Origin of the sequence: Gordonia pseudamarae (genome assembly GCF_025273675.1) — a bacterium.
In the GTDB taxonomy this organism is placed as follows: Bacteria; Actinomycetota; Actinomycetes; order Mycobacteriales; family Mycobacteriaceae; genus Gordonia; species Gordonia pseudamarae.
On sequence record NZ_CP045809.1, the window covers coordinates 1,777,265 to 1,793,062 of the forward strand.

11 protein-coding genes, 1 tRNA gene and 1 pseudogene are annotated in these 15,798 nt (G+C 68.1%); 8 read left to right on the forward strand and 5 right to left on the reverse strand.

All coding sequences use genetic code 11. The annotated features are described in order from the left end of the window. Positions 1 to 71: 71 nt before the first annotated feature. From GII31_RS07870 to GII31_RS07880, 3 genes are read right to left on the reverse strand one after another with little or no spacing between them, the layout of a single operon-like run. A complete protein-coding gene (locus tag GII31_RS07870) occupies positions 72 to 3,761 on the reverse strand; it encodes an ABC transporter ATP-binding protein (RefSeq protein WP_213248350.1) in 3,690 nt (1,229 codons plus the stop codon). Beyond that, positions 3,758 to 4,543 (reverse strand): hypothetical protein, encoded by a 786-nt coding sequence (locus GII31_RS07875; RefSeq protein WP_213248352.1) that lies wholly within the window; start codon positions 4,541 to 4,543, stop codon positions 3,758 to 3,760. Before GII31_RS07875 ends, GII31_RS07870 begins: the two co-directional genes overlap by 4 nt. 29 nt (positions 4,544 to 4,572) lie before the next feature. Beyond that, a complete protein-coding gene (locus tag GII31_RS07880; RefSeq protein ID WP_213248354.1) occupies positions 4,573 to 5,634 on the reverse strand; it encodes a glutathione S-transferase family protein in 1,062 nt (353 codons plus the stop codon). Positions 5,635 to 5,861: 227 nt separating this feature from the next. Between GII31_RS07880 and GII31_RS07885 the strand changes: the two genes are divergently transcribed. From GII31_RS07885 to GII31_RS07910, 6 genes and pseudogenes are all read left to right on the forward strand, one after another. Next, complete coding sequence (locus tag GII31_RS07885) at positions 5,862 to 7,373, forward strand: MFS transporter (RefSeq protein ID WP_213248356.1); 1,512 nt, start codon at positions 5,862 to 5,864, stop codon at positions 7,371 to 7,373. A 109-nt stretch (positions 7,374 to 7,482) separates the two neighbouring features. Continuing rightward, the gene (locus GII31_RS07890; RefSeq protein ID WP_260840374.1) at positions 7,483 to 8,826 is read left to right on the forward strand and encodes a metallophosphoesterase family protein; all 1,344 of its coding nucleotides are present in this window, start codon (positions 7,483 to 7,485) and stop codon (positions 8,824 to 8,826) included. Beyond that, entirely contained in the window at positions 8,823 to 11,522 is a 2,700-nt protein-coding gene (locus tag GII31_RS07895) for an AAA family ATPase (RefSeq protein WP_213248358.1), read from the forward strand. The genes GII31_RS07890 and GII31_RS07895 overlap by 4 nt, the downstream gene beginning before the upstream one ends. 75 nt (positions 11,523 to 11,597) lie before the next feature. Continuing rightward, a tRNA-Arg gene (locus GII31_RS07900) sits at positions 11,598 to 11,673 on the forward strand. Between the two features lie 233 nt (positions 11,674 to 11,906). Further along, positions 11,907 to 12,119: pseudogene (locus GII31_RS07905) on the forward strand (Dabb family protein); the annotation flags it as partial. Between the two features lie 289 nt (positions 12,120 to 12,408). Next, on the forward strand, positions 12,409 to 13,224 hold the full coding sequence (locus GII31_RS07910) for a mycofactocin-coupled SDR family oxidoreductase (protein WP_213248360.1): 816 nt from the start codon (positions 12,409 to 12,411) through the stop codon (positions 13,222 to 13,224). A gap of 102 nt (positions 13,225 to 13,326) precedes the next feature. Here the strand turns inward: GII31_RS07910 and GII31_RS07915 are convergent, their stop codons facing one another. Continuing rightward, positions 13,327 to 13,575, reverse strand: coding sequence for an IS3 family transposase (locus GII31_RS07915; protein WP_213248361.1), 249 nt, complete (start codon positions 13,573 to 13,575; stop codon positions 13,327 to 13,329). Positions 13,576 to 13,795: 220 nt separating this feature from the next. Between GII31_RS07915 and GII31_RS07920 the strand changes: the two genes are divergently transcribed. Beyond that, positions 13,796 to 14,047, forward strand: coding sequence for a helix-turn-helix transcriptional regulator (locus GII31_RS07920; protein ID WP_213248363.1), 252 nt, complete (start codon positions 13,796 to 13,798; stop codon positions 14,045 to 14,047). Next, positions 14,044 to 14,955 carry a type II toxin-antitoxin system HipA family toxin gene (locus GII31_RS07925; protein WP_213248365.1) on the forward strand — a complete coding sequence of 304 codons (912 nt, stop codon included), beginning with the start codon at positions 14,044 to 14,046 and terminating at the stop codon, positions 14,953 to 14,955. The genes GII31_RS07920 and GII31_RS07925 overlap by 4 nt, the downstream gene beginning before the upstream one ends. Here the strand turns inward: GII31_RS07925 and GII31_RS07930 are convergent. Further along, positions 14,880 to 15,647, reverse strand: coding sequence for a DUF305 domain-containing protein (locus tag GII31_RS07930; RefSeq protein ID WP_246222164.1), 768 nt, complete (start codon positions 15,645 to 15,647; stop codon positions 14,880 to 14,882). The genes GII31_RS07925 and GII31_RS07930 overlap by 76 nt on opposite strands. Positions 15,648 to 15,798 lie beyond the last annotated feature (151 nt).

The following is a 15,798-nucleotide window of genomic DNA, read 5'->3' on the forward strand; positions in this document are numbered from 1 at the left end:
CAGTGCTCGGACCTCACAGCACTATCGGTGCATCACATGAAGCACTGTGGCAGGTCCATATGACGAAAATCTCATACCGGTGCCGTGCGGTCCGACTCCCAGAGCCGCCGGTACATCCCGCCCCCTGCGAGTAGATCCTCGTGGGTGCCGTACTCCACCACCCGGCCGGCGTCGACGACGGCGATCCGGTCGGCGCGTGCGGCGGTGGCCAGGCGGTGGGCCACGATCACCGACGTGCGCCGGGAGGTGACGGCGGCACTTGCCGCGAGCACCAGCGACTCGGTTTCCTGATCGAGGTTGGCCGTCGCCTCGTCGAGCAGCAGCAGGTCCGGTCGCACCAATTCGGCGCGGGCAAGGGCGACCAGCTGCCGCTGTCCCGACGACAACGCTCTGCCCCGCTCGCCGACCTGCTGGTTCATCCCGTCGGGCAACCGGGCGATCACGCCGAGCGCCCCCACCGACCGTGCGGCAGCGGTGATCGCCGCACGGTCGGCATCGGGCCGTCCGTAGGTGATGTTCTCGGCGACGGTGCCGGCGAACAGATGCGATTCCTGCGGCACCACGCCGAGCCGGTGCCGGTATCCGTCCAGCGTGAGGTCGCGGATGTCGGTGCCGCCGACCCGGATGGCGCCGGAAGTGGGGTCGTAGAAGCGGGCGAGCAGCTTGACGATCGTCGACTTCCCGGCGCCGGTCCGGCCGACCAGCGCCAGTGACGTGCCCGCCGGAATACTCAGCCGCACCCCCGCGAGCGCGAAGCGTTCACTCCGGCCGTAACGGAAACCCACGTCGTCGAAGCACACGTCGCCGTCCAGCGGTCCGGGCTCCCGGGCGTCCGGGTTGTGCGGGATCGACGACCCGGTGGCGAGCAGGTCGGCGATGCGGTGCAGCCCGACCGCGGCCTGCTGGTAGCCGTCGAACACCTGCGACAACTGCTGTACGGGCCCGAACAGCATCGACAGGTACAGCACGAACGCCACCAGCGTGCCCGCCGACAGCCTCCCGTCGGCGATCTGATGCGCGCCGAAGGCAACCGCGGCGGCGGCGGCGATGTCGGCGGTGAACGTGATGAACGGGAAATACACAGAGATGGCGCGTTGCGATGTCATCCGGGCGTCGACCCAGGCCGCGGTCCGCGCGGCGAAGCGGGCCCGGGCGGCGGGAACACCCCGATAGGCCTGCGTGGTCTTGATGCCGGCGATGTTCTCCTGGAAGTCGGCGTTGACGGCGCTCACCAGTTCTCGCGCCCGCGTGTAGGCGCGCGAGGATATCCGCCGGAAGACGATGGTTGCCGCGATCAGCAGCGGAACCAACGGCAGCATCGCCGCACCGAGCGTGGGGTCGGTGAGTACCAGTGCGGCGCCCACCCCGCACAGGGTCAGCACGGCCACCACCGCAGAGGGTAGCCCGGTCTGCAGGAACGTCGAAAGAGCGTCGATGTCGGTGGTCATCCGCGTCATGATGCGCCCGGACAACTCGCGCTCGTAGTAGTCCAGGCCGAGTCGCTGGATATGGGTGTAGCTGCGGATTCGCAGGCCGTACAGGATACGTTCCCCGGCCCGGGTGGACGCGATGACGGTGAGCCGCGCGGCCGCCCAGGCCAGGCACACCGCCGGCACACCGACCAGCACTACCCGCCACACCGTCGCGTAGCCGGAACCGTCGAGCACCATGCGGGCCAGCGACGGGAACACCAGCCCGGCGGCCGTCTCGACACCGATCCCCAGCACGGTCAGTGCTATCAGCGTCCGCACACCGCCGAGCAGGCCGGCCAGGGTGAACGGCTCGGTGTCGGCGCGGGCGGCGGCGAGGTCGATGCGGGGTTCCTCCGTCGCCGGTGGGAGGGCCGCGACGGCGGCGGCCAGGGCCGGGGTCTCGGGCATCGATCCCAGCGCGCCGGACCTGCCGGCGCCGGTGTCGGCGGCCCGGGAGGTGCGGTTGCGGCGGTGAGTGGACTCGGGGACCGGCGGCCACAGCACGTCATAGGCCGGTTCGGGAGCGGGCGCGAGTACCGGAGCGGGGTCCGCACCGGCACTCATCAGTGCGCGGAACCGTGCGCTGCGCCCGTCCAGTTCGGCGACCGTCCCGATATCGGTGATCCGGCCGTCGTCCAGCACCACCACCCGGTCGGCGAGCGCGAGTGTCGAACGACGATGCGCCAGCACCAGCATCGTGGTGGGAGTCCCGGGCCCCGGTGCCCGCAGCTCACGCAGAATCGCCTGTTCGGTGACGGCGTCGACCGCCGACGTGGCGTCGTCGAGCACCAGGATGCGGGGCCGGGCGAACATGGCCCGGGCCAACGCGATGCGCTGTCGCTGACCACCGGACAGGGTCAGCCCGCGTTCACCGACGACAGTGTCGAAACCGTGGGGCAACTCGTCGATGAACTCGGTCGCGAAGGCCCGGTCGGCGGCGGCGCGGATATCGGCCTCCGCCGCGTCGGGCACACCGACGGCGATGTTCGCGGCGATGGTGTCGGAGAACAGGAACGGGTCGTCGAAGGCCACCGACACCGCCGAGTGCAGTGCGTCGGCGGCCAGATCGCCTACATCCACGTAGTGCTCACCCGCGCCGACGGCCACCGAACCGGCCACCGGTCGGTGGTACCGGCACACGATGTCGGCCAGGGTGGATTTGCCCGATCCGGGCGGACCGACGACCGCCACACATTCCCCGGGAGCGATGTCCAGGGTGATCTCCTCGAGCACGGTTCGCCCGCCCAGTTCCACCCGGACCGAGGACAGCCGCAGTCCCAGCGGTCCGCCGGGGGCGGGTGCGTCGGAGGCCAGCGCGGGGTCGGGCGGATGATCGGCCACCTCGTAGACACGGTCGACCGCGGCCCGGGCCAGTTGCGCCGTCACGAGCAGCCCGGTGACCATGCGCGCGAGTGCGGTCATCGATGCCACATAGGTGGCAAACGCCAGGAAGGTTCCCGCGGTGATCGAACCGTGCAGGGTCAGATACCCGCCGACCGCGATCACCAGCACCGTGCCGAGCTGCGGGATCGCCGACAGGGTCGGGGCCAGGATCGCGTTGATGCGCGCCGCCCGCAGCCGGAGCCGATACAGGCGTCCGGCCAGATCCACCAGTGTGTCGACGGCGCGTTCTTCCTGCCCGAAACCCTTCACCACCCGCACCCCGGTGACGGTCTCCTCGACATGGCCGGCGACGTCGGCGGCGGCCTGCTGCGCCGACCAGGTGGCGGCGAACATGCGTCGGCGCACCCGGACCACCACCACGGCCACCAGCGGCACCGTCACCAGCGCGACACCGGTCAGCAGTGGTGAGAGGTACATCATGATCGCGATCGCGGCGATCAGCTGAACCGCCGAGCCCAGGGCCAGCGGCACCTGCGCGAGCAGGCCCTGGATGATCTGCAGGTCCGAGATCGACCGGGACACGATCTGTCCGGTCCGGATATGGCCCTGGGCCGCTCCGTCGAGCCGCAGGAGAGTGTCGAATAGCTTGAGCCGCAACGTGTTCTGCACGACGATTGACAACCGGCCCGCCGTCATCCGGCGGGCGAACTGGCATCCGAATCTGATCACCGCGGCCGCGACCAGTGCCGTCACGATCACCGTGAGGCCCGGGCCACCGTGGCCGACGCCGGTCGCGTCGTCGATCGCGGCCTTGGCCAGCAGCGGTGCCGCCAGGTCGACGGACACCGCGGTCAGCGTCGCCAGGCAGGTGAGCACCACCAGATGCCTGTGCTCCAGGCATTGGGCCGTGAGTCGCCGGACCCAGCCGGGTTCGGTCCTGCTCACCCTCGGCCCGCGCGGCGGCGACTCCCGTCATTGCGCACGGCCACACCGGTGTCGGGTCCGCCGCCGTCGACGACGGAACCGTCGATGACCGGCCACTGCCGCGGGGGCGGACCGAACGCGGCCCGGGAATTCGCGATGATCTTCTTGCCGAGCGCACGGTTGCCCACGCCGCCGATCAGTGCGCCGATTCCGGCCGGCAGCAGCTTGCCGAAGATCAGCGGTGCCCGCTTGATGGCGTACTTGCGGGCGAGTTTGGTGGCGAGTTTGTGGTTGAGTTTGCCGATCCGGCTGTCGGGGGTGGTGCTCTGGTTGAGTCTGCGCAGGGTTCCGCTGCGCGAACCCACCACCTTGCTCACCGCGAGCACGCCCTCTTCGCCGAGGGCCACGGCCATCACCAGAGCGGTGCGCCGTTGGTTGTCGTGCACCGGAATGCCGTGCACCTCGGCGACGGCCAGGGCCAGCAGCGCCGCAGCCTCGATGAACAGCGCGGTCTCTCCGGTCGCCGCGCCGAGCGCGGCCGCGGTCCCCACACCGGGTACCGCGGCGGCGGCACCGACCGCGCTGCCGGCGCCGGTGACCGCCCGCAGGTAGTGCTTCTCGAGCCGTTCGATGATCTGCTGAGGGGTCTCGTCGGGATGACGGCGGCGGATTCCGTCGACGTATTTCTTGACCTGCGGGGCCTGCAGACGTTGCGCCTTGTCGAGGACCCGGCTGACCGCCCGGAGCGTGAAGGCGGACGGTCGACCGTCGCGCACGTCGGCACCGCTCTCCGGTGTCACCATGACGTTTCCGTTGCGTGTGCGGATCCTGCTCATGCGGTGGGTACCCAATTCTCTGCGGGGATGTGCTCGGTGGGTGCCGGCGGGGGCGGTGGGGTGCCGTCGCCGAAGGGACGGCCGCCGAGTTGTTCCCGATGGTGCGGGGTCAGCCAGTGTGACAGATCGGGGCCCTTGGGCACGATGCCGGTGGGGTTGACGTCGCGGTGGACGACGTAATAGTGCCGTTTGATCTGGGTGAAGTCGACGGTGTCGCCGAATCCGGGGGTCTGGAACAGGTCGCGGGCGTACGCCCACAGGACAGGCATCGCGCTCAGCGTCGACCGGTTGCATTTGAAATGGCCGTGGTAGACGGGATCGAAGCGGGCCAGGGTGGTGAACAGCCGCACATCGGCCTCGGTGATGGTGTCGCCGACCAGGTAGCGCCGGTGTGACAGGCGTTCGGACAACTCGTCGAGTTTCGTGAACAGCCGGTCGTAGGCGGCGTCGTAGGAGTCCTGGTCCCCGGCGAAACCGCAGCGGTAGACGCCGTTGTTGACCTCGGTGTACACGCCCCGATTGACCGCGTCGATCTCCTCGCGCAGCGCGTCCGGATACAACTCGGGGGCGCCGTCTCGGTGGAAGGCCGTCCATTCCAGCGAGAAGTCGATGGTCATCTGCGCGAAGTCGTTGGTGACCACCGCACCCGACGGGACGTCGACGATCGCCGGGACGGTGATCCCTTTGGGGTAGCCCGGGAAGCGGCGCTCGTAGGCGTCCTTGATCCGGGGGATGCCCAGGACCGGATCGAGACCACCCGGGTCGAGGTCGAAGGTCCACGAATCGGCGTCGTGGGTGGGGCCGCACAGGCCCAGGGACAGGGCGTCTTCCAGACCCAGGAGTCTGCGCACGATGAGGGTCCGATTGGCCCACGGGCAGGCGCGCGCGGCCACCAGCCGGTAGCGGCCGGCCTGCACCGGGTAGCCGTCGCGGCCGTCGGCGGTGATCCGCGTCTCGATGTACTTGGTGTCGCGGACGAATTCCTGGCCGTCGGTCACGTATTGACCCTGTGTGGCCGCACCCGGTCCGGTGTTGTCGGCGGCTGTGTTCGGGGACATGTTCACCAGAGTAGTGATCCGGTGCGGTGGCCGCGGCGATCCCGCGGCGGGACGGGTGATCAATTCCTCTGCCCGGTATGTCGTGAATCTCCCGGTTGACCTGATAAGCCGATTGGTCGCGGGGTCCGGGGACCATTAGCGTCGATGACGCGGGGTCCGGGGACCATTAGCGTCGATGACGCGGGGTCCCGCGGAGCTTTCCTTCTACCGGAAGTACCTGAAGTCCTATGACAACCAATTCGCCCGGTGCTCGGGCCGCGATCACCACCCGCCCGTGGGTTGCGCTGATGGCACTCTGCGTGGGCTTCTTCATGATCCTGGTGGACATGACGATCGTGGCCGTCGCGCAGCCGCAGATCATGGAGTCCCTCGGGACCGATGTCAACGGTGTGGTGTGGGTGACCAGCGCGTACCTGCTGACCTACGCGGTGCCGCTGCTGGTGACCGGACGACTCGGGGACAAGTTCGGCCCGAAGCGGATCTATCAGGTGGGTCTGCTGGTGTTCACCGTCGCCAGCCTGTGGTGTGGGCTGTCCGGATCGATCGGCGAACTGATCGCCGCCCGCAGCCTGCAGGGCCTCGGCGCCGCGCTGATCACCCCGCAGACGATGGCGCTGATCACCCGGATCTTCCCGCCGGAGAAGCGTGGCGCGGCGATGGGTGTGTGGGGGACCGTGGCCGGTGTCGCGACCCTGGTCGGTCCGCTGCTCGGCGGCGTGCTCACCGACGGTCTGGGCTGGGAATGGATCTTCTTCGTCAACCTGCCGGTCGGGGCCATCGGTCTGGTACTCGCGGCGACGCTCGTGCCGACGGTCGACACGCACGACCACAAGTTCGACCTGATAGGTGTGGCGCTCTCGGCGATCGGCCTGTTCGCGCTGGTCTTCGGTATTCAGGAGGGCGAGAAGAACAACTGGGGCTGGTGGATCTGGTCGCTGATCCTCGGTGGCGTGCTGGTGCTGGCGCTGTTCGTGTACTGGCAGTCGAAGATCCGTACCGAACCGCTGGTGCCGCTCGAACTGTTCCGGGACCGCAACTTCACGCTGTCCAACCTGGGTATTGCCTCGATGGGGTTCGCGATCTCCGGTCTGATGATCCCCACCATGTTCTTCCTGCAGCTCGTCGGCGGGATGTCGCCGACCCAGTCCGCGGCGATGATGGTGCCGCAGGCGGTCATCACCGGCATCCTGGCACCGATTGTGGGACAGGTCCTGGACCGGGTCGATCCGCGGCTGATCATCTGCACCGGACTCGGACTGGCCGCGATCTCGGTGGGCTGGCTGGGTGTGGTCGTCCGGCCGGAATCCCCGGTGTGGCTGATTCTCATCCCGATGTCCCTGATGGGTGTCGCCTCGGCCGGAATCTGGGCCCCGCTGGCGGCCACCGCGACCCGGAACCTGCCCTGGCATCAGGCGGGCGCGGGCGCGGGCGTGTACAACACCACCCGCATGATCGGATCGGTGCTCGGCGCGGCGATGGTGGGCGCCCTGATGCAGACGCGGTTGTCGGCCGAGTTGCCCGCCGACATCGACGTCGACAGCGCACAGGGCACGGTCGAGCAATTGCCGGAGTTCCTGCGCGAGGGCTTCGCGACGGCGATGGGACAGTCGATCTACCTCCCGGCGGTCGTACTGGTGATGGGTGTCGCGGCCACTCTGTTCCTGCGGCGGCCCGCCTCCGCGCATCCCGGCGGCGGTGCCGCGCCGGTGGGCGAGGAGAGCGCGGAGGAGGTGCACTGACCCACGCGCGGGTGCTCCGACCGCGCCGCATGCGGGGATTGTCGTACGCGGCTCATAGAATCGCCCCTGTACCCTTGCACAGCCGCGAGCGAGAGGAGGGGCGTCGACGATGACGGCGTCGCTGTTCGACCTGCCCGAGTTCGAGCCGCTCCCCGGCATGGAGTCACTTGGCCCGGCCCGGCCCGCACCGGTGACGCGGCTGGTCTCCGAGCCCGAACCCGAGGTCGAACCCGGGGCCCGGCCCGCGGCCGAGGCCGTCGAGCGGACGCCTGCGCCCCCGGACGACGGGCGGTCGACGGCACACTCGGTGACGTTCGTGCACACCGCGGACTGGCAGATCGGCATGACGCGGCACTATCTCGACGCCGAGGCCGCCCACTCCTACGCCGCGGCCCGGCGTGAGGCGATCACCCGGATCGGTGCGGTCGCCCGCGAGACCGGTGCCGAGTTCATCGTCGTCAGCGGCGACGTCTTCGAGGATCACCGGGTGGCGGACAGGACTATCCGCCAGACCATGGACGTGCTGGCCGCGTGCGGTGTGCCGGTGTATTTGTTGCCCGGCAACCACGACACCGCCGACCCGGCGAGCGTGTACCGGTCCCGCGCCTTCGTCGACGCCTGCCCTGCCAATGTGACCGTGCTGTCGGCCGACGGGGTGGTGCGGGTGCGCGAGGGCATCGAGCTGGTGCCGGCGCCCTGGGCGCACAAGCATCCGCTCACCGACCTGGTCAACAAGCAGATCGAGCGTGCGGGCGGCAACGAGCACGGCGTGATCCGCATCGTCGTCGGGCATGGCGGCGTCGACACGATCGTGCCCGGTGACGATCCCGCGCTGATCTCGGTCGATGCCCTGGAGCGGGCCGTCGAGTCCGGCCTGGTCGACTATGTGGCGCTCGGTGACCGGCATTCGGTCACCGACGTGGGTGGCGGCGGGCGCATCTGGTACTCGGGCGCCCACGAGGTCACCAACTTCGACCACATCGAGGCCGAGCCTGGCCACGTGCTGGCGGTGACGCTGCGCCGCGCGGGCGATCGGCGCGATATCGAGGTCACCCCGCATCGGGTGGGCGAGTGGAGTTTTCGCAGCATCAGCCGCGACATCGCCGGCGCCGACGACGTGGAGGCGCTGCGGGCCGAACTGGAGGCCATCGCCGACAAGACGCGTGTCGTGGTGCAGCTGGGCCTGGTCGGGTCGCTCACCATCGCCGAAAACGCGGTGCTGGAGGAGATGCTCGAACAGTTCCGGGACCGGTTCGCCGCCCTGGTGCCGTGGACCAAGAATGACGACCTGACCGTCGTCGGCGCCGAGTCCGACATCGAATCATTGGGTGTGGCGGGGTATGCCGCCGAAGCGGCACACGAGTTGCTGGGTATCGCGGACTCATCCGATGACGAGAGCGCGCAGGCCGCCCGGGATGCCCTGGCGTTGCTGCGCAGACTGGCCTCGCGATGAGGCTGCACCGCCTGAAGCTGCGTGACTTCCGGGGTATCGGTGAGCGCGAGGTGTGTTTCGCCGATCGGGGCGTGACGGTGGTCGAGGGCCGTAACGAGGCCGGCAAGTCGTCGATGATCGAGGCCCTCGATGTGCTGCTGAGGTTCCGGGACAACAGCAAATCGTCGGCCGTGCGCGCGATCATGCCGTCCGGTCGAGATGTGGGGTCGGAAGTCGAGGCCGAGATCAGCTGCGGTGAATGGTATTTCACCTATTCCAAACGATTCAACAAGCAGCCGTCGACGACGCTGGCCGTGCACCGCCCGAAACCGGAACAGCTCAGCGGTCGTGACGCGCACGACCGGGTCGACGAGATCCTCGACACGACCGTCGACAGGGTGCTGTTCGACGCGCTGAAACTGTTGCAGTCCGGTACCGATCCGGCGCTGACCGATCTGTCGTCGGCGGCGTCGCTGTCGCGGGCGCTCGACCGGGCGGCCGGCGGCGGCGGGCTCGCCGGTGCCGAACCCGATTCGGTTGTGCCCCCCGATTCGGTTGTGTCCCCAGATCCGATTGTGTCCGAGGACGACAACGTTCTCGTGGATGCGGTGGCCGGTGAATACGGCCGGTACTACACCCTCAAACAGGGCAAGCCGACGGGCGAACTGGCGGCGGCCGCCTCCCGTGCCGCTGTCGCCGGTGAACGGTACGACCGGCTGCGCCGGGGCCGGGAGGTGCTCGATGACGACATCGAACGGCTGCGGGAGGCGGTCTCGCGTCGTGGGGAGTTGCAGCGCGCGGGCGAACTCGCCCGGGCCGACCAGGAGCGGGTCGAGCTCGCGTGGCAGGCGGCGCAGGCCGTGCTGTCGAAGGCGGAGGACGCCGCGCGCGGTGTCGCGCACCGCCAGACCGCGTTGACACTGGCCGAGCGGGTGATGAACGAGCGCAACGACATCCGGCAGCGGCGTGCGGTGTTGTGCACGGAGGCCGCCGAACTCGACGAGCAGTGCGCCCAGGCTCTCGAACAGGCACGGCTGGCGGCGGTCGAGGCCTCTGGTTTGGAAGGCGAATTGTCCTCTGCCAAGGAGATTCTGGTCGATCTGCGCGAGAAGGTGGGTACCGCCCGGCAGGCTCTGCGCCGCGCCCGATTGACCGCCGAGGTCGCCGAACTCACCGACGTCCTCGACAAGCTTGCCGGGTTCCGGGCCGAGCTCGACACCGTCGACGGCGAATTGGCCACGCACACCGTCGATGCGGAGGTCGCCTCGGCGGCGCAGGCGCTGGCCCACCGGATCGACGTCGCGCGCGGACGGCTGGAGGCGGCGGCGGCGACGCTGCGCGTGGAGACGCTGGGGGACCATCCGGTCACGATCGACGGCGAGCCCGTGGCCGCCGATGGTGCGGTAGATGTCGATGGTGCGGTAGATGTCGATGGTGCGGTCGATGTCGTGGCCGACGCCGACCGTGTGATCGAGGCGGCCGGGGTAGTGCGGGTGACGGTGCGGCGCGGCGTCGACACGCAGGCGCTGGCCGAGGAACTCGACCGGCTGCAGTGGTCGGCGCAAACCCTATGCGATACCCACGGTCTGACGGATCTGTCGCAGGCTGCGGCCAGGGCCGCCGCCCGCACCGACCTCACCCACAAGCGGGCGCTGATCTGCGAGCGGCGCGACGGGCTGCTCAAGTGGCGGACCGTGGCCGAGATCCGGGATTGGCGCGATGTGGTGCGCGCAGAGCTCGAGGGACTGCCCGAGGCCGAGGCGCCGGCGCCGGACTCGATCGACGATCTGGTGGCGGCCGAGCGCGCCCAGGCCGATCTGGTGGAGCGCGCCCACACGGCCGCGATCCGGCGGGCGTCGGAGTCGTCGGCCCTCACAGACCGGCAGACGTCGCTGGCGCGGCGGCGCGAGCGCGTCGGCAAGCAGATCGATGAGCTGGACGACAGGCTCGCCGAGCTGGTTTTCGCGCTGCCCGACGATGAGGCCCGCGCGGCGGTCGACAGGGCCCGCGATGATCTCGAGGAGGCCCGCGCGGCGCAGACCCAGTTCGCGGCGCAGGCGGCCGAACTCGACGCCGCCGGTATCGAATTGCGGCGTGAGCAGATCGCCCGCGACATCGGTCACGGCGATGCCGAACTCGACGCCGTCGGGCATCTGATCACCGAACTCGGCACCAAACTCGAGATGTACCGCAGCGAGGCCCGGCTCGACGAATTCGACGAGGCGCAGGTCGAATGGGAGGACGCGTGCGCCGGTCTGCGGCGGATCACCCGCCGCGCCGAGGCCGCAAAACTGTTGCACGAGACCCTTACCCGCACGCGGCTGGAGTCGCGCGCCAAGTACGCCGACCCGTTTACCCGCCGCCTCGACCAGCTCGGCGCCATCGTGTTCGGTGAGTCGGTGCGTTTCGACGTCGACGACGACCTGAACGTGGTCTCCCGCACCGTCGAGGGCGTCACCGTGCCCCGCGACGCACTGTCCGGCGGCGCCAAGGAACAGCTGGGCCTGATCTCCCGCCTGGCCGTCGCCACCCTCGTGGACGAGGCCGACGGTGTTCCCGTCATCATCGACGACGCACTCGGCTACAGCGACCCCGACCGCATCGCTGCGATGGCGTCGGTGCTCACCGAGGCCGCCCACGACGCCCAGGTGATCGTTCTGACGTGCAGCCCGCATCGCTACGCCGGCGTCCGCGACGCTCACGTGGTCACCGTATGACTCGCCGAAAGCGGTCTTGACCATGCGGTTTGGGGAGTTCGGTATCGGTAGGCTACTCTGACTCTCGCCCGATGAGCCCCCCTAGCTCAGGGGATAGAGCGTCTGCCTCCGGAGCAGAAGGTCGCAGGTTCGAATCCTGCGGGGGGCACCACAACATCCTCACCGGCCTCCGGCCGGAGTACGCCCGCTGAGTTCGAGTGACATCCCGGAAGGCGCACCAAGCTAGCTTTGTTCAAACCCACGCCCTCGCGCGTGGGTTTGTTCTTTTCTCCCAGGTCATCGGTGGTTTTGTTCGGTGGGCTTGCCGCGATGTGTGCGCGGGAGACGGAGATGGCGACCGACCGCAACGTATTGAACGGTTCGTCGAGCACGCCGGTTGCGCCCTCGTCGCGGTGGACCCACGTGTGGGAGCAGGAGTTCACCGGTATCGACGCGCTACTCGGTCAGTACATGCACCACCCGGTGCACTGGGCGCTCGTCGACCGGTGGTTCGACGCCGAATGCCCGGACCGCATCGTCACCGACCGCGTCTACCACTCCTTCTGCACGATGTCCGAGACAATCATCGACTCGCATCGGAGCGCGCCGGTGTCGTGACCCAACGACCAGGCGCCTGGTCCTGTCTCGAAAAGTGGTCTGTGTCCTCATTCTCCCGTTGGTCGGGAGCCCGCACCCGATCAGGACCGACCTCGCCGTAACGTCCCTTGCGCAGGCGCCCTGCGGATACGTGTCGTACACGTGTCGTACACATTGTTGTATCGACCAATCCGGTCGTTTCCTACGCTCCAGCGCTTGGTGATCCACTCCGCACGCCGCCCTGCGCAACCACAACGAAGGTTCTGTGTCGACAGATTCCGACGTACACGCACGACGAGAGGAGCCCGACATGGGCACGCTAGACGGCAAGACCGTATTCGTAACCGGAGCGGCGCGGGGCCAAGGGCGCAGCCATGCGATCAAACTTGCCGGCGAGGGAGCCGACATCATCGCCGTCGACATCTGCGCACAGATCCCGACTGTCGAGTACGCGATGGCGACTCGTGACGACATGGATGTGACGATCAAGGAGGTCGAAAAACTCGGCCGCGCGATCGTCGCATCCGAAGCCGATGTCCGGGACCCTGATGCTCTGTCCCATGCGCTGGCACAGGGTGAGGCGACGATCGGTCGACGGGTCGACATCGTGCTGGCGAACGCCGGCATCATGCCGCTCGGTATCGAGATCAACACCCACCAAGCCTTCTTGGACGTGATCGACGTCAATCTCACCGGCGTCCACAACACCGTTACCGCGGCTGTACCGAGCCTACTGGCCAACAACGGTGGTTCCATCGTCATCACCAGCTCGTCGCAGGGTTTGAAGGGGACCGGAGGAATGGGCGGTGTCAACGCCGCCTACACCGCTGCCAAGCACGGTGTCGTCGGACTGATGCGCAACTACGCAAACTGGCTGAGCCCCAAGGGCATCAGAGTGAACACCGTTCACCCGACCGGGGTGGCGACTCCGATGATCCAGAATCCTCAACTCGAGAAGTTCTACAGCGATCCCAACGTCGACTTCGATGCTGTCCGCAACATCATGCCGGTCCCGTTCATCGAGCCCGCCGATGTTTCCGCCGCCATCGCATTCCTGGTCAGTGATGCCGGCCGCTACATCACCGGTGTCACCTTCCCCGTGGATGCTGGATTCAACGCGCGCTGAGTACACGGCACAAATTGGCGTCACGCCAAACAGTGATTCTCGCGTTTCGAGAACGCGGGGTGGGCTGTGTCAAGTTCTGTAGGCGGCGGAACCCCCTGATCTTTATGCGGCCTGATCGGCTGTGGGATCGGTGCGGGCGAGGACGTTGTTCATCGCCTGGGCGGGGGTTTGGTAGTTGATCGTTGAGTGGCGGCGGCGGTTGTAGAACACGTCGATGTAGTCGGCGACCGCGAGCCGGGCGCGGGCACGGGTACCGAACCGATGGTGGTGGTACATCTCGTTCTTGAGCATGGAGAAGAACGATTCAGCGACGGCATTGTCCCAACATTGACCGGTCCGTCCAACAGGCAAACGTACATCTAAATACTGTGCACCAGTGGCGAATTCGCCGCTGGTGTATTGGGCTCCCCGGTCCGGATGGAAGATCGCGCCGCCGGCGACGAAACCACTGCGGGCAGCGTTTGCGCACCGCCTGCGTGATCAACTCGGTCCGCATGTGCGACGCGGTGGCACACCCGACGCGATGTTGGGATTTCTTGCCATCGGGTACCTGTTGGTCTAATGTTGGGATATGTCAACATCGGGTGATCGTGAGGTGTCGGTGCGTTCCGCGGCCGGACTGGGGCGCGCGATTCGCGCTGCGCGGCTCGAACACGGCATGACGCAGGCCGAACTCGCCGAACGGGCGCTCACCAACCGTTTCTCGATCACCCAGATCGAGAAAGGGGAAACAACCAAGGCGGTTGAGAAACTGTTCGACGCCCTCGCCGCACTCGACCTCGAACTGGCGGTGCGGCCGCGGCGGGGCTGGCGGACGTCGTGAAGGCACTGGATATCTGGCTGAACGGTCGGCATACGGCGAGTATCGCGCCCAGGGCCCGGGGCAACAAGATCTCGATCGAGTACACGAACGAGGGGTGTGGCGGCTATCGGGAGGGGGCGCCGATCCTGTCCTGCTCGCTGCCCGCGGTAGTGGCGTCGCAACCACCGGCCGTCTCGCGGGCGTATCTGGAAGGTCTTCTCCCGGAAGGAAATGCGTTGGCCGCTGCGGCCGCACGGTTACGTGGCGTCCGACTCGACCTGGCCGGCGCGCCGGCGACACCGGCGGACGTGATGGCACTGCTGACGGAGTATGGCAGAGAGTGCACGGGCGCGGTCGTGGTCTTGCCCACCGATGAAGGGCCACCGGGTTCGGGGCATCCATCGGTTCCATTGCGCGATCGCGACATCGCCGAACTCCTCGGTGGGCTCGGGGACAGTCCGCTCGGCACCGATCCCATACACGGAATCCGGATGTCGTTGGGCGGGGCGCAGGACAAATTGCTGCTGACCAACGTCGATGACCGATGGTGCCGACCGGTGGACGGCTATCCGTCGACACACATCCTCAAACCGACCACTGTCTGGCCGCACAGTTCGGAGAACGAGGCGCTGGTACTGGCGCTGTCGAGAGCCTGCGGCTTGTCGGGGAACGCGACGTGGGTTCAGCGGCGGACTGGCCCGTGGAGTCGGTCGTCGACACGATCCGGGCACGTGTGCGGCGACTGGATTCGGGCGACAGGTTGGGCGGTGCGGACCCGTCGCACCGCCGCCGCTCCGCCGGAACGCTTGATCAGGTCTCGGCGAACAAGCGTGGCCGAACGCGCTGAGCAGGCTCAGTTCATCGGCAGGGGCTGGGCGTTGCGTTCGGTGAGGATCTTCGTGAACAGGGTGATCTCGTCGGTCTGCTGACCGTCCATGTGGCCGGCGAGCTCGCGCACGTACTCCTGCGAGACGTTGGCGGGATCGGCGGCGAAGGTCATCATGTGCAGGCCGCCCTCGTGGTGGCGCAGCATCAGCTGGATGAAGAAGGTGTCTGCCTCGGCGCCGTGCAGCGAGCGCAACCTCGCCATCTCCGCATCGGTTGCCATCCCCGGCATGACGGGTTCGTCCGCCGGAACGGGTGAGTTCGTCGCAGCAGGAGAGGTCCCAGCAGGAGCGGTGGCAGCGGGGGCGTCCGTGCCATGGCCGGAGTGTCCGGACATGTCGTGCCCGGTCGGGTCCGATGTGTCGTGACCCATCCAGGTCATCGGAGCATCGGGACTCTCCACCGGCTGACCCCACAGGTCGAGCCACGCCGTCATCTGGCCGATCTCACGGGTCTGGTCGGTCAGGATCGTCAGCGCGATCTTCCTGATCGCGGGATCGGTGCCCTGCGTGAGGACGATCTCGGCCATCTCCACGCCCTGCGCGTGATGCACGATCATGTCCTGGGCGAAGCCCACGGGCGCGGCCCCGGCGTCCGGTCCGTCCTCGGAGTCGCCGGCGAAACTGGCGGTGACCAGCCAGCCCAGGCCGACGCCCAGGAGCAGTGCGACCACGCCGATCGCTGTGGGTAGCAGCCAGGGCCGCGCGGCGGGGGTAAGTGTCGGGGCGTCGGACACGATGCGGTGAACCTCCGAGTGGACAGTGGTGACGGGCCACCGGTCGGTGGTCGCTACGAATGTCCCATTAGTCGTGTTCGGCACATCGCCCGGGGGGTGATCGCCGGCTTCGGGTGGAGTCGATTGTCCGCGCGGGGACCACGGACCATAG